We start from the raw sequence: 24,620 nt of genomic DNA on the forward strand, positions 1-24,620 counted from the left end.
CGGCCGAAGAGACTCGGACCCGGATGGCAGGGAACCGGCGGCCTCGTCGTATCTGGCTGTCCGGCCGACCAGCGCATCGTCGCCAACTGAACTGACGATCTCCTCATCTCTGACGGACCATGGATAGAGTGAGCCCTGGCACCGTGAGGGGGGAGCAGGCATGACGGAAGATGTCCCGAACCGGTCGGAACGGCGGAAGGCGCGCACCCGCGCCACGCTCATCGACGCGGCCACGGCCTTCATCGCGGCCGGCAGGACGAACGTCCCGATCCTGGAGATCACGCAGGCCGCCGACGTGGGGATGGGATCGTTCTACAACCATTTCGAGACCAAGGAGCAGCTCTACCAGGCCGCGATCGAGCACGGACTCGATGCGTACGGGGACCTGCTGGACGCACTGACGGCCGACCTGCCCGACCCTGCGCATGTGTTCGCGCAGAGCTTCCGTCTGACCGGACGTCTGCACCGCCGCCGACCAGAACTCAGCAAGATCCTGCTGAACAACGGGTTGGCCCTGGCCGCACCGGACAAAGGCATCGCCTCCCGCGCTCTGCGTGACATCGAAGCAGCGGTCCGCGCCGAGCGGTTCAGCGTGCGCGACCCCGAACTCGCTCTGGTCATTGTCGCGGGCGCACAGCTCTGCCTCGGTCAACTCCTGCACGACCACCCCGAGAGAGACGAAGCGGAGGCCACGGACCAGGTCACCGAGGACCTGCTGCGCATGTTCGGCCTGTCCGTCAGCGAGGCCCACCGGATCTGCCGACTGCCCCTGCCCGACCTCACCGCCGCAGACAGCCGACAGGATTCCGCCGGTTGAGGGGCACGCCCGCGCCAAGGGGGCCACTCGACCTGGGCCGCCGCGCCAGGCGCACGGGCCCCGCGGTAGCGGGCGAAGGCGCCCACCAAGGGGGTCCGGGCGTGGAGTCAGTCCCCGCTGGCCCCGTCGGGCGCCTCGGACAGTTTGCGCCTGGCCTGCTCCAGTCCGTCGAGGAGCAGGTCGAGACCGAACCGGAACTCCTCCCGCAGCGGCAAGGAGGCCAGGTCGTCGGCCGCGGCGTTGATCGCCGGATAGGCGACCGGGTCCAAGGAGCGGTAGTACTTCCGCAGGTGCGCCTGGTCTTCGGCCGACGATGCCCCCGGGCCACGTTGCTGGACTGCGAAACCGATGACGTAGTGGCCGACGGCGGTGAAGGCGGGTGCGGCCAGGCCGACGGGGATTTCGTGGCTCAGGAACAGCGCGATGAGCTGTTCTCGGGCGCGGAGACTGTTGGGGCCGACGGGAACCTGAGCCGTCAACAAGGAAATCGCCTGGTAGTGCAGGCACACAGCATCGTGGAAGGCCTCCGCGGCGACGGTCACCGCTTCCCGCCAGGGCAACCCGCTCAGTCGCTCGGGCGTGATCCGGACCTCGCCGACGATCCTGTCGGCCACGAGGGCGAGGAGTTCGTCCTTGCCCTTGAAGTGCCGGTAGAGCGTCGCCGTGCCGGAGTCCAGCGTGTCGGCGAGTATGCGCAGCGTCAGGGCCTGTATTCCGACTTGGTCGATGAGGCTCAGGGCCGTGTCCACGATTTGGCTGACGTCCATCGGGGGACGTCCGCGCCGGTACACGGGAGCAGGCGTTCGGCTCGCCCACCAGGCAGGGCTGCCGGGGGCGGGAGCTCTTTCCTGAGCCACTGAGTGCCCCTCTCTGCCACGCCCAGCCCAGCGTGGCCAATGTCCCCGATATGTTTGATTTCATTACTTTCGGCAACGGCGCATGCGCGCTCGACCCACAGGGCGCGATGAGCCACTCCCGAAACCGTTGCCCACTCTCCCCGTTACGGATACATTGTATCCGCAATAAGGTTTCTCAGGTCGTGGCGGCCATGCACGCACCGCGGCGCGGGACAGGAGGCCGCCGCGGCACGCGTATGGACGGCAGGCAGGCGGTCGCCCCCGGCTCACCGAGGCCAGACAGGCCGAACCGGAAAGGGGCCGCCTCATACAGATCACCCATCCACAGACCGATGACCAGCAGGACAGAGCCCCACCCTCGCCACCCGCGAGGAGAGCACAGGTCGCCGCGGGGCCCGCCCCCTTCAGCCGCCGACGCCGGAGGGCAGGGGTCGGCGGGCGATCTCGCGAGCCTCGGCATCCGACAGTCCCAGCATGCGCAAGGCCATCTCGGCCAGGCTCGCGGCAGCTTCCTCGCCGTCGAGATCGGGTCGGGAGAACCGCAGCTCGACCAGTGACAACAGCGTCCCGCCCAGGGCGGACAGGGCGACGGTCGGGTCGACACGAGCGAAACGGCCCGTGGCGATGCCCCGTTCCAGGTCGCGTCGAGCGCGCGGAGCACTGCCCTTGTCGGAATGGATGTGTGCGAGGCCACGATGGCGCAGGATCCGCATCAGATCCGGATGCGAGTCGGCCATCCGGGCGGTGAGGCGGAAGCCGGCCGCGACGAGTTCGGCCGGGTCGTCGGTCTCCCGCAGTTGCTCGTCGATGGCCTGACCGAACTCTTCCAGGGCGTCCGACACCGCAGCGTCGAACAACTGCGCCTTCGACTCGAAGTGGTTGTAGAAGGAGCCGAATCCCACGTCCGCCCGGTCGGCGATGACCTGGATGCTGACGCCGGTCTCACCGGTCTCCGCGAGGATCTGCCGGGCCGCGTCGACGAGGGCCTTGCGGGTCGCCGCGCGACGTCGCTCGAAGCGATTGGCGGTCGGCACTGATGTGGGCATGAAGCGGAGCCTAGCAACCCTGGTGACCAAGTCAGCGTATCTGAGTTTTTCGTCAGTTAACCAGGAATCAACTATTGACGACGAGATGAGCAGAGTTGATGATTCCCTCATTACGGCAATGTTGCTTGGAGGACGCCATGTCCGAAACCCAAACCGCCCAGGCCGACGTCACGACCGCCCACCAGGACCTGCACAGTGAGCAGGGCGCCCTGCGCGACGAGCACCCCGGGCGGGCTCCCAACCCGGTGATCAAGGTGGCTGACCTGGCCTGGGTGGAATTCGAGAAGCCCGATCTGGACCGCGCCGAGGTCTTCGCGCGTGACTTCGGTTTCTCAGTCGCCGCCCGTACGCCGGACACCCTCTGGCTGCGCGGCACCTTCGCGGGCTCGCCCTGCGTGGTGATCCGCCGGGGACGTACGTCCCGTTTCATCGGTCAGACGTTCCGCGCGGCCGAACGGGCCGATCTGGACCGGCTCGCCCGGGCGACGGGGACCGCCTTGCGCGACGCGGACGTCCCCGGCGGCGGCAAGCTGGTCGACCTGCTGGATCCCTCCGGCCTCCCGGTGCGGGTGGTGCACTGCGCCGAGGAACTGCCGGAACTGCCCGGGCAGCGGCCTCTCCTCCTCAACTTCGGGACGGATCAGCGTCGCAGGAACGCCACCCAGCGACCGCCGCGCGAGCCGTCCCGGATCCAGCGGCTGGGACATCTGGTGCTGGAGACCAGGGCGTTCACCCGAAGCATGAACTGGTATCTCGAAACCCTCGGCATGATCATCAGCGACTTCCACTTCCTCGACGGGCAGCGGGAGCGCGGCCCGGTCATGGCGTTCTTCCGCTGCGACCAGGGAAGCGTCGCCGTGGACCATCACACACTGGCCATGCACCTGGGACCGGGAACGCACTACGTCCACTCCGCCTACCAGGTCACCGACCTCGACGCGCTCGCCGCGGGCGGAGAGTACCTGGCCGAGCGCGGCTACCAGCGCAGTTGGGGCATCGGCCGGCACATCCAGGGCAGCCAGATCTTCGACTACTGGCGTGATCCGGACCGCTTCATGGTGGAGCACTTCGCGGACGGCGACCTGTTCTCCTGCGACGTGGAGCCGGGCTGGGCTCCGCTGTCGGCAAGCGGGCTGGCGCAGTGGGGGCCGCCCGTCACCCGCGAGTTCCTCGGTACGAATCCCTCGCCCGCCAAGATCCGCGAGCTGCTGCGCGCCCTGCGCGACGACAGCGAACTCGACCCCGCCCGGCTGCTGGGCCTGTTGAAGGCGATGAACCCATGAGCACGAACGTCCTGCGTACCCCGGAGGGCTGGTGGGTGGTGCACGACGAGCGCGCCGTCCGTATCGAGACCAAGGCCGCCGCCACCGCCGAGTTGCTTGCGGACCGCGAAGCCGTACGGGAGGCTGCCACCAGCGGGGAGACAGGCACGCCGGTCGCGGATCTGGCCGTGCTGTCCCCGGTCACCACCCCGTGCCGGGTCGTCGCACAGATGGTCAACTACCGCAGCCACGCCCGCGATTCGGGCTTCACGGGGGAGATCCCGCCCACCTTCTTCCGCAAGGCCTCCAGTTCCGTGAGCGGCCCGCAGGACACCGTCGTCAAGCCATCGCACGTGAGGTTCCTCGACTACGAGGTCGAGCTCGGCCTGGTCATGGGCGCGCCCCTGCCGGTGGGCACGGTGGTCACCGAGACCGACCTGCCCTCGTACGTCGCGGGGCTGGTCCTCACCAACGACGTGAGCGCCCGTGACGTACAACTGACCAAGGGCCAGTTCTACGAGAGCAAGTCGTACCCCTCCTTCACGCCGACCGGGCCGTACCTGGCGCTGCTGGAGCCGGAGGACTTCCCTCATCTCCTCGACCTGCGGCTGAGGCTGTCGGTCGACGGCAGCCCGCGCCAGGACCGGACTCTGGCCGACATGATCGTCCGTCCGGCGCAGGCGCTGACGCTGCTGGCCCGCTTCCAGAACCTCGACCCCGGCGATCTGCTGCTCACCGGCACTCCGGGCGGCACGGCCCTGAAGGCACCACCGAAACCGATCGAGAAGATCGGCGCACTGCTGCCGCCGGCCCTGAAGTGGAAGGCGTTCTTCAACAGCCAGGCCCGCAACCCGCACTACCTCCAAGAGGGCAACGTCATCACCGCCACCATCTCCACCCCCGACCGGAGGATCGACCTCGGCGAACAGCGCACTCCCGTCACGGACGCACGGTGAGCGCCGTCCCCCGGGTACCCGTGGTGATCATCGGTGCCGGACCGGTGGGGGTCACGGCCGCTCTCCTGCTCGCCCGCCGCGGCGTACGGAGCGTCGTCCTCGAACGCCACCAGGACATCTACCCGCTGCCGCGCGCCGTCGCCATGGACGACGAGGTCCGGCGGATCCTGCAAGCCGCCGGCGTCCACGAGGAGTTCGCCGCCATCGCCCGCCCGGCCAGAGGTCTACGGCTGCTCGACGCACGGCACCGGGTGATCGGCGAGTTCCGGCGCTCCGCTCACGGACACCATGGCTTCCCGCAGACCAGCATGTTCGACCAGCCGGAACTGGAGAAGCTGCTGCGCAAGGCTCTGGCGCAGCGGCCCGAGTGCGAACTGCGGGGCGGAGTCGAGGTCGTCGGCATCGACCAGAACGGCGAGGGTCCCGTCCGGGTGAGCCTGCATCGCGACGACGGGGAGAGTCCCGAGTACCTGGAGGCGGAGGCCGTCCTCGGCTGCGACGGGGCCGGCAGCCTCACCCGCCAGGTCATCGGGGCCGTATGGGAGGACCTGCGGTTCGAGGAGCGCTGGACCGTCATCGATGTCCGCACGCGCCTGCCAGTCCGCTCCTGGGAGGGTGTCGAGCAGGTCTGCGACCCCACCCGGGCCGCGACGTTCATGCGGATAGGTGCGGACCGCTACCGCTGGGAGTTCCGCCTGCGTGACGGGGAAGAGCTCGATGCCCGACGGGTACGGGAGCTGATCGCTCCGTGGGTGGAAGCGGCGGACGACAGCGACGTCGAAGTGATCCGGCAGGCCGAATACACCTTCCGGGCCCGTGTCGCCGACCGCTGGCGCCAGGGGCGCGTCTTCTTGCTCGGCGACGCCGCCCACCTCACCCCGCCGTTCATCGGCCAGGGCCTGTGCACGGGCATGCGCGACGCGTACAACCTCACGTGGAAGCTCGGCCGCGTCCTCCGAAAGGGCGCCGATGAACGTCTTTTGGACACCTACGAGAGTGAACGCAAGCCGCACGCCCGGCACATGATCCGCCTCGCCGTCGCGATGGGCTGGGCCATGACCGGGGGCCAAGGTGCTGCCGCCACGCTGCGCCGGAGCGTCGTGAGCGCGGCCTGCCGACTACCCGCCCTGCGGAAGGCGGCGGGCCGCGACCCGAGTCCGGCCCTGAGCCGGAGCGCCCTCGTACGACGGCGCGCCCACCTGGGCGGTCGGGACCTGGCGGGCTCGTCCTGTCCGCAGCCCTGGGTGAACGTCGACGCCGGTCGGGTCCGACTCGACGAGCTGCTCGGCGACAGCTTCGCCGTCCTCAGTGCCGTCCCTGCCGCGCCTTGGCTGCGGGCCGTCGCCGAGGCGATCGGCGCACGGATCGTCGCCACCGACGACCTCGGTGACGACGGGGCCCTTGCCGCATGGTTGCGCGACGGCCGGGCGGACGCCGTACTGCTGCGCCCGGACCGCGTCGTGCTGGACGTCGTCCCGCAGGGCTCAGCCGACTTCACGGACACCGTCGCCTGGGCGCCGCTGCTGTGCACCACCCGGTTCCCGTCCCCCACCGACCCACTTGCCACCGCCCCCTGTTGAGGAGCGCATCGCGATGACCAGTGCACAGCTCACCCCGCCCGGGAAGCCCTTCTGGGCCTTCGACCCGGAAGCCACCACCACCAGCCGGATCGCGGAGTTCGGTCGCTGGGTCACCCAGCACCGGGGTGTCCAAGTCGCTTACGACCACACCGACTACGCCGCCCTGCACCGCTGGTCCGTCACCGACCTGGAGGGGTTCTGGAGTTCGGTGTGGGAGTACTTCGACGTCGACACGGCCACCCCGTACGAGCAAGTTCTGGAGGAGGAGAGGATGCCGGGCGCCCGCTGGTTCCCCGGCGCCACCCTCAACTACGCCCACCACGCCCTGCGTCACCTCCGCAACGACCGGCCCGCGATCATCGCGCTGGACGAGTCCGGCGCAGGCTACGAGGTGTCCGGGGAGCAGTTGCGCGCCCAGGTCGCCTCGGTCGCCGCCACTCTGCGCGACCTGGGCGTCGGCCAGGGCGACCGGGTCGTCGGCTATCTCCCCAACACCCCGCACGCCATCGTCGCGTTCCTCGCCGCCGCGAGCCTCGGTGCCGTCTGGTCGGTGTGCGGCCAGGACTACGCCCCCAAGGCCGCCGCCGATCGCTTCGCTCAGTTGGAGCCCACGGTCCTCATCGCGGCCGACGGCTACCTCTTCAACAGTGCCACCCACGACCGCCGCGCAGCCGTACTCGAACTTGCCCGCGCTCTGCCCACCCTCAAGGCCACCGTCCTGGTGGACCATGTGGGGCTGCCCTGGCCTCACGACAACTACCCGGCGATCAACCTCACGTGGGAGGACGCGTCCACCCGCAGCGAGCAACTCGTCTGCACCCCGGTGCCGTTCGACCACCCGCTGTGGATCCTGTTCTCCTCCGGCACCACCGGCCCGCCCAAGGGCATCGCCCACGGTCATGGTGGCATCCTGCTGGAACACCTCAAGACCCTGGGTCTTCAGTCCGACCTCGGCCCCGGCGACCGCTTCCTCTGGTACACCACCACCCACTGGATGATGTGGAACCTGGCGGTCTCCACACTCCTGACCGGAGCGGCCACCTGCACATACGACGGCAGCCCGGCGCCGCTCACCCGGCCGGACGTGCTGTGGGAACTGGCCGCCCGGCACCGCGTCACACTCTTCGGCACAAGCCCCCAATATCTGTTGGCCATGGCCAAGTTCGATATCGACCCGTCCGTCCACGATCTCTCGTCCGTCCGCGCCGTCGGCTGCACCGGTTCCACCCTGCCCGCCTCCGCCTACCCCTGGGTCCGCGCCCACGTGGGCGAACGCGTCCAACTCGCCTCCAGCACCGGCGGCACGGACATCGCCTCCGGCTTCGCCGGCAGCGCCCCCACGACTTCCGTCTGGGCGGGCGAGCTGTCCGCCCCGAACCTGGGGGTCGCCCTGGCCGCGTACGACGCCGAGGGCCACCCGGTGGTCGACCAGGTCGGCGAGCTGGTCGTCACCCGTCCCATGCCGTCCATGCCGCTGTACTTCTGGAACGACCCCGACGGCAGCCGCTACCGGGACGCCTACTTCACCACCTACTCGGGGGTGTGGCGGCACGGCGACTGGATCACCCTCACCTCCCATGGCTCGGTGATCGTCCACGGACGCTCCGACTCCACCCTCAACCGCAACGGCGTCCGCCTGGGCAGCGCCGACATCCACGACGTCGTCGAACACCTCCCGGAGATCACCGAGGCTCTGGTCATCGGCGCGGAGGAACCGGAGGGCGGCTACTGGATGCCCCTGTTCGTGGTCCCGGCAGCCGGAGTGATCCTGGACGACGCCCTGCGGGACAGGATCCGCCACGCCATCCGCACCGGCGCCTCACCCCGTCACGTGCCCGACGAGATCCTCGCCGTCCCGGGCATCCCCCATACGCGCACCGGCAAGAAACTCGAAGTCCCCGTCAAACGCCTTCTCCAAGGCGCCCCCGCCGAGCAGGTCGTCAGCCCCGCGACCGTCGACAGCCCTGAGCTCCTCGCCCATTTCATCCGTCTGGGCGCGGAACGCCGGAGCGCGCGCAGCAGCACCTGATCCCACCGCCCGGACCGCGGCACGGTGTGCGCCGACCCTGCGCTCGGGTACGGTGGCGCGGCCGATGAACGGCGCCCTCGGCATAGACCGGTGGTAACGCTGCCGTCGTCACCCGAGACCTGCCACGACCGGAAATCCGACCACGCGCCATGGCTGGTCACGAACCCGCGGGATTCCCTGACCCGGGACGGCCGTTGAGTACGGCCTCTTCTCTCCCGCCGGCACGGACGCCGGACACCGGAACAGACAGGCTCCTCGCTCATGGCCGAACGGCGAGCCGGCTTTGGAGACCGTCGAGGATCACCTGAAGGCCGAAGGCCAGATCGCCGCCGGTCGATTCGGTGGGTCCGCCCTCGTTCGCGTCGAGGGCGGTGCCGAGCACGAAGGTCAGCACGGTCTTCATCGCCTGCTCCGCTTCCCGCCCGGTGAACCCGGCGGCTCGGCAGACGGCGAGCAGGTGGTCGTCGTGGTGGGCTCGGCCGGGGATGTACAGGGGATGGCAACTCATGGCCGGTACGAGCCACGGATGCCGCAAGGTCATCGCGTGCAGTTCGTTGGCCATGGCCGTGACCGCCGCCCGCCATCCGCTCTCGTGCGGGTCGGGCAGCCGTATCTCTCCCCATACCGCGTCGGCAGCCAGTACGAGGATTTCCTCCTTGTCCTTGACGTGCCAGTAGACAGCCGCCGCGGTGGAACCGAGGCGGTTGCCGAGCTGCCGCATGCTCAGCCCGTCGACTCCTACGGTGTCCAGCAGCCCGACGGCTGCCCGGACGATCTGCTCCCGGCTCAGGTTGTTGCGTGGCATCCGGACGCTCCTCGTTCGCCGACCTCAACCGCCTGCGCCGGCGCGGTGGTCGCGGCCCACCGACGGCCGATGGTAGGCCGCTGTCGCCCCGGTCTGCCACCCGGCACCCAGGGGGCAAGCTCGCTCCCGTCCCCTGACGGTCGGCACTGACCAGCGTCGGCCTCAGTCGGCTTCAACACGTCGAGGAGGCCCCCACCCGCGTCAGGCGGAGTGACCGTGACTGTTCGGCCTGGGGCTGACGCCGGATGTCCAGTTGTCCGCCATGTGCTCCCGCTCGCCGAGCACGGTGACGGCGTCGAGCCGCGCCATGTCGTCAGCGGTGAGTGCGACGTCGGCCGCCCGGGTGTTCTGTTCGAGGTAGGCGATGCGCCGAGTGCCGGGTATCGGGACGACATCGGGCGCCTTGGCGAGCAGCCAGGCCAATGACACCTGCCCGGGGGTGGCCTTGTGGGCCGTTGCGATGTCCCGCACGACGTCGAGGGTGGTGAGGTTCTTGTCAAGCGTTCCTTCGGCGTACTGGGGCATCGTGCGTCGCCAGTCGTTCTCCGCAAGGTCGTTTCGCGAGGTGATGGCGCCGGTCAGCGCGCCACGGCCGAGCGGGCTGTAGGGCACGACGCTGATGCCCAGTTCCTGAGCCAGGGGAAAGATCTCGGCTTCGATGTCACGCGCCCACAGGGACCATTCGGTCTCCACCGCCGTGATGGGGTGTACCGCATGCGCCCGGCGGATCGTGTCGGGGGCGGCCTCGGACAACCCGAGGTGCCGGACCTTGCCCTCGGTGACGAGTTCGGCCATCGCACCGACGGTCTCCTCGATCGGCAGGCCGGGGTCGACACGGTGCAGGTAGTACAGGTCGACGTAATCGGTCTTCAGCAGTGTGAGGGAGCGTTCGATGCGTTCGCGCATGTAGGCGGGAGTGCCGTTCATGACGGGGGGATTCCCGCCCATCGGCGGAGTCACGATGCCGAACTTGGTGGCGAGTACGACGGACTCGCGGCGCCCGGTCAGCGCACGGCCGAGGATCTGCTCGCTGTCACCGTAGATGTCAGCGGTGTCGAGCAGGGTGACACCGAGATCCAGCGCCCGGCTGATCAGGTCTTCGGGGGAGTCTGTGCCGGTGGCCGCCTGGCCGTAGGCCGCCGCGTAGCCCATGGCGCCGAAGCCCACGGCTCCGACTGTGAGGCGCCCGCCGAGAGTGCGGCTGGGGATGCTCATTCTGTGTCCTTCGTTGATTTTGGGCTCGCCGAGGAGGGTGGCCTCGGACGAGGACCGGGTCGGGGCAGGATCCCGGAGCGATCGGTCGGGCGGACGGTGGGCGTCCCGCGCCGCTGTCGGCGTTGGATCCGGTCAAGCGCGCCGCGACGCCTTCACCCCCGACCCGCTGATCATGATTCTTAGGCGTTGATCAGGCCCCCGCCGTCCGCATGAAGGTTCTGCCCTGTGATCCACCGACTGTCGTCCGACGCCAGAAAGACGGTCACCGGTGCGACGTCCTCGTAGGGGTTGCCGACGCGACCGAACGGGTTGTTCACGAAACTCTTCTCGATGTGTTCGCGCGTCTGGGGTTCCATCCAGTCGAGCCCACCGGAGATGTTGTCCGTCATGCCATTGGGACACAGCGTGTTGACGCGAATCCTGTACTGTCCCCATTCCCTCGCCACGACGCGCGACAGCCCTCGAACCGCCTCCTTCGACGCCGCGTACGGTGCGTACAACGCGTCGCCCATCACACCCGCTTCCGAGGCGAAGTTGATGATGGACGAACCAGCTCCGGGCTTGTCGCGCAGGTAGGGAAAACAGAGCTTCATGAGGTGCCAGTAGGCGTACACGGAGCTGCGCATCTCGACATCGAGATCGTCGATGGTCTTCTCGAGGAACGGGGCCGGGACGGTGATGGTGTGCGCGTTGTTGACGAGTACGTCGATGGTGCCGAACTTCTCGACGGTCGCGGCCACGAACGTGGACAGCGCATCGTGGTCCATGATGTCGGTCGGCATCGCCAAGACCTCGGCTCCCCGGTCCTCGCAGAGCTTCCGGGTCGCGGAGAGCTTGCTCTCGGTCCTCGCGCATATCGCGAGGCTGGCGCCCTCTTCGGCCATCCGGATCGCCTGCTGCTTGCCCAGGCCCGAGGAGGCTCCGGTGAGCAACACGATCTTCCCGTCCAGCTTTCCCATGTTTCTTCCTTCTTGCATCGAGAGGTTGATGGCAATCGGCTGTATTTCGGTGCCCAGCAGCGGTCAGGTGCGCATCGTGGTTCCGCCGTCGACGCAGAGGATCTGTCCGGTTGTCCATGCGGCGAGGTCGGACAGGAGAAAGGCCACCGTGGCACCGATGTCCTCGGGCCGGCCGTGGCGCGGCGCCGGAGTGCTCGCGAGGATCATGTCGCGGAACTCTTCGGGCAGGTTGCGTTCGGTCTGCTGGGTCATGACCAGGCCGGGGGCGACCCCGTTGCAACGAACGCTGTCCTTTCCGTAGCGGCGGGCGACATGGCGGGTGAGTGCACCGATGCCGGCCTTGGTCGCCGAGTAGGCGACCTTGTCGGGCATCCCGGCGTAGACCGCGCCGGACAGAGCGTTGACCACGGATCCGCCACCGCCGGCGATCAGGTGGGGCAACGCGTGCTTGAGCGTCAGCAGGTACCCGGTGAGGTTGACGTCGATCGTGCGCTGCCACGCAGCCAGATCGATGCCCGTCACGTCGGTGTCCTTGGCGACCTCGTCGGGGTGAATGTTGGCGGCGACGTTGAACAGGCCGTCGATGCGGCCGTATGTGTTGATCGCCAGGTCGATCTGTTGCTTGACCTGGTCCTCGTCCGCGATGTCGACGACGGTGGCGATGCCCTCGCCGCCGGCGTCCCGGGCAGCCTGGACGGTGGTCTCGGCCGACGCCTCGACGACGTCGCCAACCACGATCCGGGCGCCCCCGGCGCCGAGGAACTGCGCGGTGGCGGTGGCGATTCCGCCGGCGCCTGCGAAGACGATGACCTTGTTGTGCAGGCCCTGCATGAGTGATCTCCTCCGTGCTTGGTGACGGGTTGGTCGCGTGGCGGGGCGGGCCTCAGGTGATCTTGACGACCGGGCCCGGGGTGATGCCGTTCTCGTTGAAGGAGTCGACGGCGACCCAGTAGTCGTGTCCCGCGTTCAGACTGCGGAGGTCGAGATCGTTCTGCTCGTAGAGCAGCCAGCTGTGGTAGAGCTTGTCGGGCGCGATGCCATAGCGGACGTTGTGCCCTTGGGCTGTCTCGCTGGGATCCCACTCGATCCTTGCGGTGAGGTCGTCGACGCGCATCGCTCGGGCAGTGGCGGTTGGTGGTGCTGCTCCGTCGCCGGTGCCGAAGACACGGAGTCCGCTGATCGAGAAGGGGCCGTCGAAGGGCATCCGGCCGGCCGTCACTCTGATAAGTCGGGCTCTCCGGGCGGGCTCAAGCACCACGAACGCGTGCGGAGCGTCTTCGCCCGAGCCTCGATTGTCCGAGACGGTGTGCCACTCCTGGCCGTCCGACGAGACCTCGATGAGGACCTCGGTCGGATACAGGTCAGGGTAGATGGCTCTCCACGCTCCGGTGAGGTCCTCGCCGTCGGTCCCGTCCGGCGCGTGACTCGCCATGTCCTCGTCGGCGAGGTTGAGTTGAATCGCCGTGATGGTGCGTTCCTCGCCGAGATCGGTCTGGAGCCACTCTCCGGGCCGCGAGGTTCCGGCGGTCCACCAGGTGCGGATGTCTTCGTTGACGGCGAGTTCGGGTTCGTGTCCCTCGGCGGACGAGGAGGCGGCCGTCACCGTCCGGAACGACTGCAGCATCCAGCCTGCGAAGGTTTCCGTCCACGGATCGACGCGGCGGTCGGGTACGAGCGCCGGATAGTCCCCGAAGTTCTGGTTGCAGAAGAGGACACCGTCGGAATCGAAGCCGGCCGGGAACAGCCCGATGCGCCGTTCGAATTCGTGATGTACCGAGACACGCATGGTGGAGGCGTGCCACCAGTTGCCGTGTTCGTCCTGGAAGGTGCTGCCGTGGCCGGCTCCGGTGACGAAGCCGCCCGGCTTCGACGAGAACGGGCTGTTCGGCGAGTACTCGAACGGCCCGAGCGGCGAGGATCCGGTGTAATACCCGTTGGCGTACGTGTTCCATTCCGTGCCTGGTGCGGCGTACTGCAGGTAGTACGTGTCGTTGTGCCTTGTCATCCAGGCGCCCTCGACGAACGGTGCGTCGCCGAGGTACTGAGCGATGATTTTCGCCCTCTCCGTCAGGGGCTCGGCCTTGACGTGGTTCTCTCCGATCCGCTCCCAGCCATGAAGGTCGGGAGCGCCGCCGAAGAGGGCGACCGGATCGCCCTCCTTGTCCAGGGTCACCGCGTCGAGGCGGACGCCGGTGATGGGCTCCTTGTTCGAGCAGCCCCAGTAGAAGTAGACGGCGCCGTCGTCGTCCTGGAAGAAGTGCGGGTCCCAGAAGGGGAATCCTGGGTTCAACACGGTGAAGTCGTCCGCGAGGGGATCCTCGCTGCGAAAGATCGGGCTGTCGGTCAGCCTGGACGCCGTGACGTAGAGGGCGCCGTTGATCTCCCGCGCGTGGGGAGCGTAGTCGAGGGCCGGCAGCTTCCTGGTCGCCTGGTACTCCCATGTGAGCAGGTCCGTCGAGTGCCAGAATCCCGCCGACATCGACGCGAAGAGATAGAACCGGCCGCGGTACCGGACGATGGTGGGGTCGGCCGCCTCGCGGTGCACGGTCCGCTCCGCGCCCATGGGGCGCACGTCCTGGTAGCGGTACGGGATGTTCAGAGGGTTGCAGGTGACGGCTGTCGTGGGGCGGGGGGAGTCAGAGGTCATGGGTGCGTGCTTTCTTCCTTGTTCGCGGGAGAGTGCGGCCGTGCTCCCTGGCCGGCCGAAAGGGCGGGGCTGTCGGAGGCGGCAAGGGGCTTGCCGGTCCGGGCGCGCAGGGTGGAGACCGCTCGTTGACGAGGCGCTCAGGCTCGCGTGTCGGAGTTGTCCAGAAGCGACACGAGCCAGTCACTGTCGATCGCGCCGCCTGTCAGGTTGAGGATCTGACTCATTGGCATCGAACCCACCATGCGCATCATGTCGCTGTCCTCGAAGGGCTCGGGTTCCGGTCCGCCCTGCGCGATGAGCGGGGCGAGGCGGGCCCTGAGCGGGGCCCCCGCAACCGGATGAGCGAGCCAGTCGGCGACATCCGACTGCAGCGAGAGCGGAGGCCGGACGCCGTCGCCCGCAAGGTGGACGAGCTGCTCGTGGAGGAGCGCGGAGGCGTTCTCCCCGACCTGGACGACGTAGGCCCCGTCCGGAACCACCCACCGGGCAAGGGGCAGATCCCAGTATGCGAACGCTCGGCGATCCAGGGAGAGTTGGACTGTCCGGGTCTCAGCGGGTTCGAGGTGCACCTTGGTGAAGGCCGCGAGCGTGCGTTCCGGGCGCCTGACAGGACCGGTGTGTGTGGAGACGTACACCTGCACGACGTACTTGCCGGCACGGGTTCCCACGTTGGTGACCGTGACGGTCGCCAATGCCTCGGCCGGTCCGTCGACCTGCACCCGCAGATCGGACACGTCGAAATCCGTGTAGCTCAGACCGTGTCCGAACGGGTAGCGGACCGGGGCGCCGACCGTCTCGTAGTACCGGTACCCGATCATGACGCCCTCGTTGTAACGAACGTGCTCCTGCTCCCCGGGGAACGAAAGATAGGTGGGGGTGTCCTTCAGCCGGTGGGGGATGGTTTCCGCGAGCCGACCGGAGGGATTGGCCGCACCGAAGAGGAGATCGGCGATCGCCGCGCCTCCGCCCTGGCCGAGGAGGAAACCTTCCAGAATCGCGTCTACGTCGTCGTGCCACTCCTCGAGCGAGACGATCCCTCCGTTCGCGAGCACGACGACGGTCCGCGGGGCCACCGCAGCGAGTTCCTTGATGAGCTGTACCTGCGCAGGCGGCAGTTCGAGACGATCGCGATCGAGACCCTCGGTCTCCTCGGCCTCCGGGTTGCCCGCGAAGACGACGACCACCTCGGCCTCCGTCGCTGCGCGCACCGCCGCCGCGCGCAGCGCGTCTCCGTCCTCCTCCCGGGTGTCGAAGCCTCGCGCGTACATGAGAGTGGTTCCCCGCGCCGCGGCATGGTTCTCGATGCACTCCAGCGGGACGTCGACACGCGTCGCGTTGACGTGTGAGCTGCCGCCGCCCTGGTATCGCGGTGTGGTCGCGAACTCCCCGACCACGAGGACGGACGACGTTCGGTCGAGTGGGAGTGTGCCGTGCGCGTTCTTCAGGAGAACCGCGCATTCGGTCGCGAGCTCGCGGGCCAGCTCGTGGTGCGCGTCCAGATCCGGAGCGGCCGGCCGGCGCCCGGAGCCATCGATGAGGGCAAGTACTCGCTCCGCCGCCCGGTCCACCGCGGATTCCTCGACACGACCGTCCCGCACGGCCTTGACGAGGGCCTGGGTCGAGTGGTGACCGGGTCCGGGCATGGACAGGTCCAGACCGGCATTCAGCGCCGCGGGACGTGTGCGCACGGCTCCCCAGTCGGAGATCACCGCGCCGGTGTACCCCCACTCGGTGCGTAGAACCTGTGTGAGCAGCCAGTGGTTCTCCGACGCGTGAACGCCGTTGATCTTGTTGTAGGAGCACATGACCGTGGCCGGCTCGGCCTCGGTGACGACGCGTTCGAAGGCCGACAGATGGATCTCGCGCAGCGTGCGTTCGTCGACGTCGGCACTGATGACCATGCGCTCGGTCTCCTGGTCATTGGCCGCGAAGTGCTTGAGTGAGGCCCCGACGCCGCCCGCCTGGAGGGCCTTCACGTAGGCGGTGGCCAGTACTCCGGACAGCAGCGGGTCCTCCGAGTAGTACTCGAAGTTGCGTCCACCGAGAGGCGATCGCTTGATGTTCACTCCGGGTCCGAGCAGGACGTCCACCCCCAGCGCCCGTGCTTCCTCCGCGAGGGCGGCGCCGACCTTCGACGCCACCTCCTCGCTCCAGCTGGAGCCCACCGCGACTGCGGGCGGAAAGCACGTCGCCGGTTCGCTGTGGTGCAGCCCCAGATGATCGGTGCCGTGCTTCTGACGTCGGACACCGTGCGGACCGTCGGCGAGCACGATCGTGGCAACGCCCGCCTCGGGGATGGCCGCCGTGGACCAGAAGCCGCCGCCGGTCAGCAACGACGCCTTCTGTTCGAGCGACAGGGCCTGCAGGCCGACTTGCGCCATGGGATTTCCTTCTGCACTAGACCGGGCGAGGGCCACGGTGAGGAGTGGTGGGCGGGCTGTCGCGACGGCCACGTCGCGCCGTACGCCCGTGCGAGCCGGCGAACGAATGCCGCTCGCAGGGTTCCGAGGTCGCCGATGGGGCCGGCATGAAACGGCGTGTGACCTCCGAGGACCGGGCCGGCCCCCAAGGACCGGGCCCGGCAAGCGCGGTCAGGAGGTCGCCGCCTGGCCTACTTCGGCTTCGTCGAGCCGCTTGACCCTCGGTATCAGCAGAATGAGGAGACCGCCCAGCGCGACACAACCTGCCTGCAGCCAGAACCCGTTGGAGAAGCCGGAGTCGCTGTAGAACTGGGTGCCCTGAAGCACCGTGCCGCCCTTGGCCATGACCACGAAGGTGAGCTGGATGACGATCGCCTGGACGACGCCCTGCACCAGACTCTGGGCCCCGTTTGCCAGCGCCTGCTCCTCGGGCGGAACCGCCGCAATGATCATGATGGGCACGATGGAAGCGGTCATGCCGGTGCCTACTCCGGCCACGAGACCCATCATGATGATCTCGGACGCCGAGTGGTGCAGATGCGAGCCGAGAGCAAACCCACCGGCCGCGAAGAGCGCGGCGGTGCCCAGCAGGATGCGGGCGTCGACCCTGCGGGCCAGTATCCCGGTCACAACCGCCACCACGATGATCAGGACGCTCATGGGGCTGGTCACCAGCGCGTTCTTCGTCGCCGACCAGCCCAGGCCCGCTGACATACCGGGGATGTTCGGCATGAGGGCGAGCAACTGCATGACCGTGCCCACCGAGTAGACCCCGGCCGCGACCACGGCCGTGGCGAGCAGGACCGTCCAGACTCTGCGCCGCTTGAGCATCGCGAGCGGGAACAGCGGGTTGGCGACACGGCTCTCGACCACCACGAACGCGATCACCGCGAGCACGCCCGCACCGATGTAGGTGCAGAGCTTGCCGCTGGTCCAACCCCACGTGGCACCCTGCCCGATGGCGTAGACGATGGCGGTGAGGCCACCCCCGAGCAGCACTCCGCCCAGCCAGTCCATTCGGGCACGTTCCTCACGGACAGGGCTCTCGGGTACGACGGTGATCAGCAGGATCAGGCTGAACACCGTGGCGATCGCCATGAACCACAGGGCGCCGCGGAATCCGAAGTCGTCGATGACCCACCCGGACAGGAAGGGGCCGCCGAGGCCGACCAGGCCGAGACCGCCTCCCATGAGGCCGCTGGCAGGCCCCACCAGGTGGCGGGGGAACACGTCCCGCGCGATCGAATAGGAGAGCGCCGCGATCGGTACGTAGAGCCCCGCGATTCCCCGCCCGACGAGCATCGTCGCGTAGTTCGGCGCGAGGGCCGCGACGACGTCGCCGATGAGCCCGAGCACGGAGATGACGATCATCACGCGCCTCTTGCCGTACATTCCCGCGGCCGTCACCACGAAGGGCATGACGAACGTTCCGATCAGGACGCCCATCAGGCCGAACCAGGCGATCTGCGTGGTGTGGAAGTGGATCGCCACCGCGGACTGCGCGTTGCCGGCCAGCAGGCTGACGATCGGGAGGATCTGCGCGGTCCACACAAGGGCGAGCAGGGTGAGCGAGTGCCGGACGCCGAATCGGATTTTGGCATTCGGTTCCGAGGCGCCCTCGGCGACGGCGAGTTTCTCTGACATGTGCGGCCCTTCAATCAGGTGGTGCGGGAACTTGCGGGGTCCTCCGGAATCGGCGCGCCTGTGCTGGGTGTGCATGCCGTGGCCGACTCATGAGGTCGGGGCAATGCCGCGCTCAAGCAGTTCGATGGAGCGGCCGTTGTCCAGGCGGTCTCCACGTACGGAGACAGCGCGGTTGGGCCGGAGCGCCCCAACCAGGTCGGGGTGTTTCAGAGGAGCGGCCCCGAAGGACGGCCGCGGCCGGCTCCAGCTCCTCGCTCGACAGCGGGTCGGCGGTCACGTCCGCCGACTGTCGCCCGAACGTTGAATCCAAGACGAGGGGCCGGTCGAGTGCCGGCGCCCCGAAGGCGACGGTCACAGTCAGACGTGGATCTTGCGGCGTGCTCCGACACCGATCTCGAAGTCGCGGCACTCCAGGACCCGGCGGTTGTCGGCCGAGCCGAAGAGCGACAGGTCCGGGGCGTGCGGTTCCCGCTCCAACGGGCGTGGACCACACGCTGCGAGTGCCATCCGGCGAACGCCTAGACCTCGCGGACAAAGTGGTCAGGGCGGTCGGCGCGTAATCCGACGCCGCCGACGTACACCCGCACCGTGACCGTGGTCCGCCGGAGCAGGTCGGAGCACCTTTCCGCAGCCGGATGCCGCGAACGGACGTCCGCGACAGGGCGATGGGCCCGTGCGTCACTGAAAGCGGTGATCGCCATGTATGGCTCCCGACACATCGTTGTAGTTCAGGTACCGGCGCGCAGCGACAAGCCAGTGTCCGTTAACGCGCGTCAAAACCTAAGCAGAGGTCATTGACGCGCGTCAATAGCCGCGCAAACTGTAGGTGTCACGCGTTAATGGCGATACAGTGACTGAACTACAAGGAAACGGAGGCAGCGGTGATCGCTACCAGTCAGGACGTCGCCGACAGGGCCGGCGTCTCGCGATCGACCGTCAGCCAGATCCTGAACGGCCGCGGAGAGCACTTCGCGCCCGAGACCCAGGCACGAGTGCGTCGAGCCGTCGCCGAACTCGGTTACGAGCCCTCCGCCGCAGGGCGCGCGCTGGCCAAAGGGTCGAGCGACATCGTCATCGCGCTCATCCCCGACACGACCTTCGGCGGAAACCTGCAGGACATCTACGGCGGCCTGACCGACGAACTGTCCAGACGTGGGCTCACCTTGGTCCTACGGCTCTCGACGCACACCGCGGCATCACTGGATCGCCTCGTCATCGGAATGAAGCCACGGGCGATTCTGTCCCTCACACCGTTCTCCGACGACGACAGACAGCTCTTGGAACGTCGAGGCGTCGAGGCGATCGACCCGCAGAGCGCGTCGCACCCGGACGTCAACGCCGAGATCGGCAGGCTGCAGGCGCGCCATCTGATCGACCGGGGCTATCGGCGCCTTGCCTACGCCCACCTGCACGATGCGCGCAGCGACACCTTCGGCGGCCCTCGCGAACGTGAGTTCGCGGACGAGTGCCGCGCGCGTGGCGTCGACGCTCCGCAGATCGTCGCTCTCGGGATCAACGCCGAGGACGCCGCGGTCGCACTCGACCAGCTCGGCGGGCCGGGCTTCGCCATCGGCTGCTACAACGACGACGTGGCGACCGCCCTGCTGCACGCCGCATCGCTCCGCGGATGGCGAGTGCCGCAAGAACTGGCACTGATCGGCATGGACCACACCCCTCTGTCCCGACTCACCACTCCCCCGCTGACGACGGTCGAGTACGACACAACCCTGGTGACAGAGGCGACGGTCCAATCGGTCCTCTCCCGGCTGGACAAAGAGGGATTCAGCGCCGCGCACACGGAGGTGCGTCTCCGGGTGATCGAAGGCGGGACCAGCTGATCTCGCGCGGGACACCGTTGCGCTTGGGGGGAAGTCGCTGATGCCCGCGAAGGTCGGGCAGCTCGCTGAAACTCAGGCCTCGACGAAGCCGCAAGGGGCCATCCACGCGCAGGCGGCGCTGCCAGGAGCAGGACGCGTGCCGACCGGTGCACAGAGGCATGGGGACGGTCGGTCAGATGCCGCCCCGGCGCGGGTGAGCACGGTCGGCTTCCGGTGGCCGCGCGGGACACCCGCGAAGGGGACTAGCCGACCAGCCACGCCCGTCCTCCCCGCTCCGGGCCGAGGCTTGGCCCCAGAAGTACCTGCCGCAGGCCGTGGCGCCCCCAGCCCTCATGGCCCGGTCTCCAGGGCGCCGCCCCTGCGTGCGATGCCGCCGAGCCAGGCCAGGCTCGGCTTGGGCGTGCGTTCGAAGGTCGCACGGTCGACGGCGATGAGCCCGAACGTCGGTGTCCACCGGCCCCATTCGAAGTTGTCCAGCGCGGACCAGTGCAGGTACCCGCGGACGTCGATGCCTTCGGCGACCGCGTCGAACAGATGGCCCAGCGCCTCGGTCGTGTAGGCGATCCGGCGCGTGTCGTCGGCGGTGGCGATGCCGTTCTCGGTGACGAGCAGCGGGACCCCTTCCGTGGCCTCCCAGGCATGCCGCAGGGCGATGCCGAGGGCGTCGGGCCGGTACGCCCAGCCGGTCAGCGTGTTGTCGGGACTTTCGGGCGTGGGAACAAGGCCGTCCCTGCTCACCGACTGGCTCGTGTACGACTGCACCCCCAGGAAGTCGTCCCCGCGAGCCCCGTGATGGTAGAGATCCTCCCAGGCCCACCGCAGTTCGGTGTACACGTTCTCGCTGCCGGCCGCGGGAACGAGGGCCTGCTGTGCCACGGTCCAGCCGACCTTCGCCGACGTGTGCCTGCGCAGGACGGCCACAGCCGCCTGGTGCGCTCGCACGAGGATCTCGCCGACAGCCGGGTCGGGCGTGGGCATGCGGATGTCCGCGCCGAGGTTCATGTCGGCGCCCTCGGCCACCGCCGCGGCCATGCCGCTCATCATGGCCAGAATGTTCGGCTCGTTGATGGTGCAGACCCAGGTGACATCGTGAAGGATCGTGCAGACGCGCTCGACGTACCGGGTGAACCGGTCGACGGCGGTCGGGCTCGTCCATCCGCCCTCGTCGGTGAACCAGCGAGGGTTGGTGAAGTGGTGCAGGGTCACGACCGGTTCGAGGCCGCGAGCGCGTGCGGTGTCGATCATGCGGCGGTAGTGGGCGAGCTCGGCCCGTGAGAACTCACCGGGCTCCGGCTCGACGCGCGCCCACTCGATGCCGAACCGGTAGGCGTTCAGGCCCGCGTCGGCCAACAGCCGCATGTCCTCGCCGTAGCGGTGATAGCTGTCGCACGCGTCGCCACTTGGCTCCAGATGGCCCTTGTTCTGGTGCTCCGTGCGCCACCAGTCGCTGTTGAGGTTGTTCCCCTCTATCTGGTGCGGCGAGGTGGACGCACCCCACAGGAAGTCGGAGCAAAGGTCGGGGTTGCGGCTCATCGGGTTGCCTCCAGGATCGGTCAGTTCGTCGGCGGACACAGGAACGGCGGGACGGTCCTTCTCTTCGAGGGACACGCGAAGGACATGTGAGGGACAGGCATCTCGGGGAGTGTTCGCCGCGGTTCCACGTGAATGGCGGCCGGGGTCAGTGCACAAGCGCCACGGGGCTGACGGCTTCGAGGGCGCCCGCGTGCAGCGTGAGCCGGGCCGGTTCGCACCCTTCGGCGTGGACGGTGACAGTGATGTCCCCGCTCCCGACGGGGCGGATCACCGCCAGCGCGCGGCCGTCGAAGGTCCGTCTGTGCGGCCCGGAAAAGTCCTCCTCTGCCGCAGGATCCGCGCTGCCGAGTGCCTGTAGGGCTCCGGCGCCCTCCACGGTGACGGTCACAGGCCTGTCCCGTCCCGGGTGCATGTTCCCCGCGCCGTCGGTGAGAGCGATGTCCACGAAGGCGAGGTCGCCGCTGTCGGCACGAAGATGGGCGCGGTCCGCCCGTACGTCGAGCACGAGAGCGTCCTTCGCGGTGACCAGCGTGGTGCGTCCCTGTTCCCGGCCGTTCGAGTAGGCGATCGCGACCAGTTCCCCGGGCGTGTAGACGAGTTCGAAGTCGGCGCGGAAGTCGTGATCGCGTCCGGCCGGTATCCGGCCCACGTTCGTTCCGTTCAGCAGCAGTTCGATCTCATCGGCGTCGCTGTAGACCTCGACGTGGATCGGCTTGTTCTGAAAGTTCTCCCATGTCCAGCTGGCGATCGCGTCGCTCCAGGACCATGGGGTGGCCAGGACGCTCTTCCCATGGTGCTGGGGACGTCGTACGGCGATGTACGGGATCGACCGGAGGCCGAACACGGTCTCCCGGTAGTACGACGCGGGACGCCGCTGACCGGTGATGTCGAAGTCGCCGCACCAGGCCGCCAGCCACGGATAGGGCTGGGCGACCGACGCTGCCCGCGAGTCCGAGTCGCCGTACCCCACGGAACCGAGACCGGCCTCGCCGAGGTAGTCCCAGCCCGTCCAGGTGAAGTCACCGATGACGTGAGGGTTCGCCATGACGAGCGACCAGTTGTGCGCGATGCGGGACGGGAAGGTCTCCGTTCCGACGATCACCCGGTTGGGGAACCGGTCGCGGTCGGGCTCGTAGCGGCCGTCACCGTAGTTCAGACCCGCCACGTCGAGAACGGAGAAGGACTCCTCAGTCCGCCCGGTCACTTCCTCGGAAGACGCGATCTGATTCATCATCTCGCCGACCTGCGCCATCATCCCGTTGACCCCGCCGCTCGGTGGCTTGGCCGACTCCATCTGCCGTGCCGCGGCGACGACCGTGTCGAGCACCGACACGAAACCGTTGATGCCGTTGGTGATGAGACGGGTGTCGTCGAGGGAGCGGATCTTCTCGGCGAGCCGACGGCTCCACACACCGCCGAACCGGGTACCGGTCTCCGGGATCTCGTTTCCGATCGAGTAGAAGATCACGCTCGGGTGGTTGAAGTCCTTCGCGACAAGGGCCGCCACGTCGCGTTCCCACCACTCGGGGAAATCGCCGGCGTAGTCGAAGTCGGTCTTGCCGACGGTCCAGACGTCGAAGGCTTCGTCCATGACCAGCATGCCGAGCCGGTCGCACGCTTCGAGCAGCGCGGAACTGGCGGGGTTGTGGGAGCTCCTGATCGCGTTGAAGCCCGCCGCCTTCAGCAATTCGACCCGGCGTTCCTCGGCCCGCCCGATGGCCGCCGCGCCGAGTGGACCATTGTCGTGGTGCAGGCAGGCGCCACGGAGCTTGACCGTACGGCCGTTGATCCGCAGGCCGTTGGAGGGATCGAACTGCAGACGCCGGATACCGAACGCGCTCGCGTGGTCGTCCAGCACCTGGTCGCCTTCCCGGAGCTGAAGCCGGGCCGTATACAGAGACGGGCTGTCCACGCTCCACAGCGCCGGGTCCGTGACGTACAGCCTGTGCCGGACGATCGCCCGTTCCCCGGGCAGCAGGGTGAGCGGGCTCCGTTCACGCGCCACCTCCCCCGAGCCTTCTCCCTCCACGGCGGAAGCCAGGAGGACGGTCGTGGTCACAGCTCCGGTGTTCAGCACCTCGGTCGCGATTTCCACGACCGCCTGGCCCTGCTCGATGTCGGGGGTGGTGATCCGCACGCCGTCGACGGCGATGTGGACCGGCTCCTTCACGATCAGGCGTACGTCGCGGTAGATGCCGGCACCCGTGTACCAACGGCTGTCCTGGTGCGCACGGCAGTCGACCCGGATCTCATTGACCTCCCCGAAGCGGAGGTAAGGGTCGATCCGCACCGTGAAGCGGGAGTACCCGAAGGCGTGCCCGCCCGCCAGGGCCCCGTTGACATAGATCATCGCGCCCCGGTAGACCCCGTCGAACTCAAGGAAGAAGCACCGGCCGCGATCTGTCTCCTCGACGAACAGGTCCCTCCGGTACTCGAACACACCGCTGGGAAAGTAACCGGCCGCGGCGCCGGCGGGCGCGTCCGCCCGCCTGGGCATACCGATCAGTGCGTCGTGCGGGAGCGTCACAGCCGTCCAGTCACCGCTGGCGCCGCCGAGTTCCGCGAAGGCGCTCACCTTCGTGCGAAAGGCCCACTCGTCGTTGAAGGCGGAGATCGCCATGGAGGACTCCTGGTTACGTCTTGTTGTTGCGGAGTTAACGCGCGTCAATAGCTAAACATTGCTCATTGACGCGCGTCAATGCCTGCGCCATGCGAGGTGTCGCGCGTCAACTGGCACTACAGTGACGCAGGAGTCAGAGGTGCGCGGCAGCGCTGGAAGCGCGGGGCGCGAGAGCCGGACGTCACCGAGCGGGCCAGCGCCTGGGGGTCACCGGCCGGAGCCTCAGCAGCCGGGAGGATTCGCGGTACGGCCACCACTTTCGGGCGACCAGCCGCAAGCCGGCCTTGAGGAGCTCACCGTCCCGCTGGGCTGCCACCGTCCAGGCAAGGACGAGGGAACCGCAACCTCCGCACGCGGTGGCCCACCTGGACCCGCGCGGCCCTGATCGCCAC

General features: G+C 68.4%; 18 protein-coding genes. 6 read left to right on the top strand and 12 right to left on the bottom strand.

Translation table 11 applies throughout. The features are described 5' to 3' along the window. The first annotated feature begins 160 nt into the window (after positions 1-160). Complete coding sequence (locus CW359_RS00955) at positions 161-817, top strand: TetR/AcrR family transcriptional regulator (protein ID WP_105967733.1); 657 nt, start codon at positions 161-163, stop codon at positions 815-817. Positions 818-924: 107 nt separating this feature from the next. Here the strand turns inward: CW359_RS00955 and CW359_RS00960 are convergent, their stop codons facing one another. Further along, a complete protein-coding gene (locus tag CW359_RS00960) occupies positions 925-1,584 on the bottom strand; it encodes a TetR/AcrR family transcriptional regulator (RefSeq protein WP_105967734.1) in 660 nt (219 codons plus the stop codon). 494 nt (positions 1,585-2,078) lie between these two features. Then, entirely contained in the window at positions 2,079-2,720 is a 642-nt protein-coding gene (locus tag CW359_RS00965) for a TetR/AcrR family transcriptional regulator (RefSeq protein WP_105967735.1), read from the bottom strand. Between the two features lie 137 nt (positions 2,721-2,857). On the opposite strand from CW359_RS00965, the gene CW359_RS00970 reads away from it, so the two are divergent. Genes CW359_RS00970 through CW359_RS00985 form a run of 4 tightly spaced genes read left to right on the top strand, consistent with a single transcriptional unit; the run spans position 2,858 to position 8,547 of the window. After that, positions 2,858-4,003 (top strand): VOC family protein, encoded by a 1,146-nt coding sequence (locus CW359_RS00970; RefSeq protein ID WP_105967736.1) that lies wholly within the window; start codon positions 2,858-2,860, stop codon positions 4,001-4,003. Further along, entirely contained in the window at positions 4,000-4,938 is a 939-nt protein-coding gene (locus tag CW359_RS00975) for a fumarylacetoacetate hydrolase family protein (RefSeq protein WP_105967737.1), read from the top strand. Before CW359_RS00970 ends, CW359_RS00975 begins: the two co-directional genes overlap by 4 nt. Further along, entirely contained in the window at positions 4,935-6,518 is a 1,584-nt protein-coding gene (gene mhpA / locus CW359_RS00980; protein WP_105967738.1) for a bifunctional 3-(3-hydroxy-phenyl)propionate/3-hydroxycinnamic acid hydroxylase MhpA, read from the top strand. Before CW359_RS00975 ends, mhpA begins: the two co-directional genes overlap by 4 nt. A gap of 13 nt (positions 6,519-6,531) precedes the next feature. Then, positions 6,532-8,547, top strand: coding sequence for an acetoacetate--CoA ligase (locus CW359_RS00985; RefSeq protein WP_105967739.1), 2,016 nt, complete (start codon positions 6,532-6,534; stop codon positions 8,545-8,547). Between the two features lie 259 nt (positions 8,548-8,806). Here the strand turns inward: CW359_RS00985 and CW359_RS00990 are convergent, their stop codons facing one another. The 8 genes from CW359_RS00990 to CW359_RS45085 form a co-directional block, all read right to left on the bottom strand. Beyond that, positions 8,807-9,352 (bottom strand): TetR/AcrR family transcriptional regulator C-terminal domain-containing protein, encoded by a 546-nt coding sequence (locus CW359_RS00990; protein WP_105967740.1) that lies wholly within the window; start codon positions 9,350-9,352, stop codon positions 8,807-8,809. A gap of 201 nt (positions 9,353-9,553) precedes the next feature. Beyond that, positions 9,554-10,567: an aldo/keto reductase gene (locus CW359_RS00995; RefSeq protein ID WP_105967741.1), complete on the bottom strand. Its 1,014-nt coding sequence runs from the start codon at positions 10,565-10,567 to the stop codon at positions 9,554-9,556. Positions 10,568-10,746: 179 nt separating this feature from the next. Beyond that, positions 10,747-11,526 (bottom strand): SDR family NAD(P)-dependent oxidoreductase, encoded by a 780-nt coding sequence (locus tag CW359_RS01000; RefSeq protein WP_157968450.1) that lies wholly within the window; start codon positions 11,524-11,526, stop codon positions 10,747-10,749. A 63-nt stretch (positions 11,527-11,589) separates the two neighbouring features. Next, on the bottom strand, positions 11,590-12,357 hold the full coding sequence (locus tag CW359_RS01005) for an SDR family NAD(P)-dependent oxidoreductase (protein WP_105967743.1): 768 nt from the start codon (positions 12,355-12,357) through the stop codon (positions 11,590-11,592). A 52-nt stretch (positions 12,358-12,409) separates the two neighbouring features. Continuing rightward, entirely contained in the window at positions 12,410-14,173 is a 1,764-nt protein-coding gene (locus CW359_RS01010; RefSeq protein ID WP_105967744.1) for a family 43 glycosylhydrolase, read from the bottom strand. A 137-nt stretch (positions 14,174-14,310) separates the two neighbouring features. After that, the gene (locus CW359_RS01015; protein WP_232838147.1) at positions 14,311-16,590 is read right to left on the bottom strand and encodes a beta-glucosidase; all 2,280 of its coding nucleotides are present in this window, start codon (positions 16,588-16,590) and stop codon (positions 14,311-14,313) included. A 174-nt stretch (positions 16,591-16,764) separates the two neighbouring features. Next, positions 16,765-18,237, bottom strand: a complete 1,473-nt coding sequence (locus CW359_RS01020) for an MFS transporter (protein ID WP_105967746.1) — start codon at positions 18,235-18,237, stop codon at positions 16,765-16,767. Positions 18,238-18,594: 357 nt separating this feature from the next. Further along, a complete protein-coding gene (locus CW359_RS45085; RefSeq protein ID WP_157968451.1) occupies positions 18,595-18,744 on the bottom strand; it encodes a hypothetical protein in 150 nt (49 codons plus the stop codon). A 374-nt stretch (positions 18,745-19,118) separates the two neighbouring features. Between CW359_RS45085 and CW359_RS01030 the strand changes: the two genes are divergently transcribed. Continuing rightward, on the top strand, positions 19,119-20,075 hold the full coding sequence (locus CW359_RS01030; RefSeq protein ID WP_105967748.1) for a LacI family DNA-binding transcriptional regulator: 957 nt from the start codon (positions 19,119-19,121) through the stop codon (positions 20,073-20,075). A gap of 330 nt (positions 20,076-20,405) precedes the next feature. Here CW359_RS01030 and CW359_RS01035 read toward each other — a convergent pair whose 3' ends face one another. Together CW359_RS01035 and CW359_RS01040 are read right to left on the bottom strand one after the other, a co-directional pair. Beyond that, on the bottom strand, positions 20,406-21,608 hold the full coding sequence (locus CW359_RS01035) for a glycoside hydrolase family 1 protein (RefSeq protein ID WP_105968184.1): 1,203 nt from the start codon (positions 21,606-21,608) through the stop codon (positions 20,406-20,408). Between the two features lie 145 nt (positions 21,609-21,753). Then, positions 21,754-24,228, bottom strand: coding sequence for a glycoside hydrolase family 2 TIM barrel-domain containing protein (locus CW359_RS01040; protein WP_105967749.1), 2,475 nt, complete (start codon positions 24,226-24,228; stop codon positions 21,754-21,756). Between the last annotated feature and the right edge of the window lie 392 nt (positions 24,229-24,620).

Origin of the sequence: Streptomyces geranii (assembly GCF_002954775.1) — a bacterium.
GTDB classification, from domain to species: domain Bacteria; phylum Actinomycetota; class Actinomycetes; order Streptomycetales; family Streptomycetaceae; genus Streptomyces; species Streptomyces geranii.

Bases quoted from the DNA above. Each gene is read 5' to 3' on its own strand.
- CW359_RS00960 (WP_105967734.1), bottom strand. From the start codon at position 1,584: ATGGACGTCAGCCAAATCGTGGACACGGCCCTGAGCCTCATCGACCAA.
- CW359_RS01020 (WP_105967746.1), bottom strand. From the start codon at position 18,237: ATGTCAGAGAAACTCGCCGTCGCCGAGGGCGCCTCGGAACCGAATGCC.
- CW359_RS01035 (WP_105968184.1), bottom strand. From the start codon at position 21,608: ATGAGCCGCAACCCCGACCTTTGCTCCGACTTCCTGTGGGGTGCGTCC.
- CW359_RS01005 (WP_105967743.1), bottom strand. From the start codon at position 12,357: ATGCAGGGCCTGCACAACAAGGTCATCGTCTTCGCAGGCGCCGGCGGA.
- CW359_RS00955 (WP_105967733.1), top strand. From the start codon at position 161: ATGACGGAAGATGTCCCGAACCGGTCGGAACGGCGGAAGGCGCGCACC.
- CW359_RS01010 (WP_105967744.1), bottom strand. From the start codon at position 14,173: ATGACCTCTGACTCCCCCCGCCCCACGACAGCCGTCACCTGCAACCCT.
- CW359_RS00965 (WP_105967735.1), bottom strand. From the start codon at position 2,720: ATGCCCACATCAGTGCCGACCGCCAATCGCTTCGAGCGACGTCGCGCG.
- CW359_RS00995 (WP_105967741.1), bottom strand. From the start codon at position 10,567: ATGAGCATCCCCAGCCGCACTCTCGGCGGGCGCCTCACAGTCGGAGCC.
- CW359_RS00985 (WP_105967739.1), top strand. From the start codon at position 6,532: ATGACCAGTGCACAGCTCACCCCGCCCGGGAAGCCCTTCTGGGCCTTC.
- CW359_RS45085 (WP_157968451.1), bottom strand. From the start codon at position 18,744: ATGGCACTCGCAGCGTGTGGTCCACGCCCGTTGGAGCGGGAACCGCAC.
- CW359_RS00970 (WP_105967736.1), top strand. From the start codon at position 2,858: ATGTCCGAAACCCAAACCGCCCAGGCCGACGTCACGACCGCCCACCAG.
- CW359_RS01000 (WP_157968450.1), bottom strand. From the start codon at position 11,526: ATGGGAAAGCTGGACGGGAAGATCGTGTTGCTCACCGGAGCCTCCTCG.
- CW359_RS01040 (WP_105967749.1), bottom strand. From the start codon at position 24,228: ATGGCGATCTCCGCCTTCAACGACGAGTGGGCCTTTCGCACGAAGGTG.
- CW359_RS00975 (WP_105967737.1), top strand. From the start codon at position 4,000: ATGAGCACGAACGTCCTGCGTACCCCGGAGGGCTGGTGGGTGGTGCAC.
- CW359_RS00990 (WP_105967740.1), bottom strand. From the start codon at position 9,352: ATGCCACGCAACAACCTGAGCCGGGAGCAGATCGTCCGGGCAGCCGTC.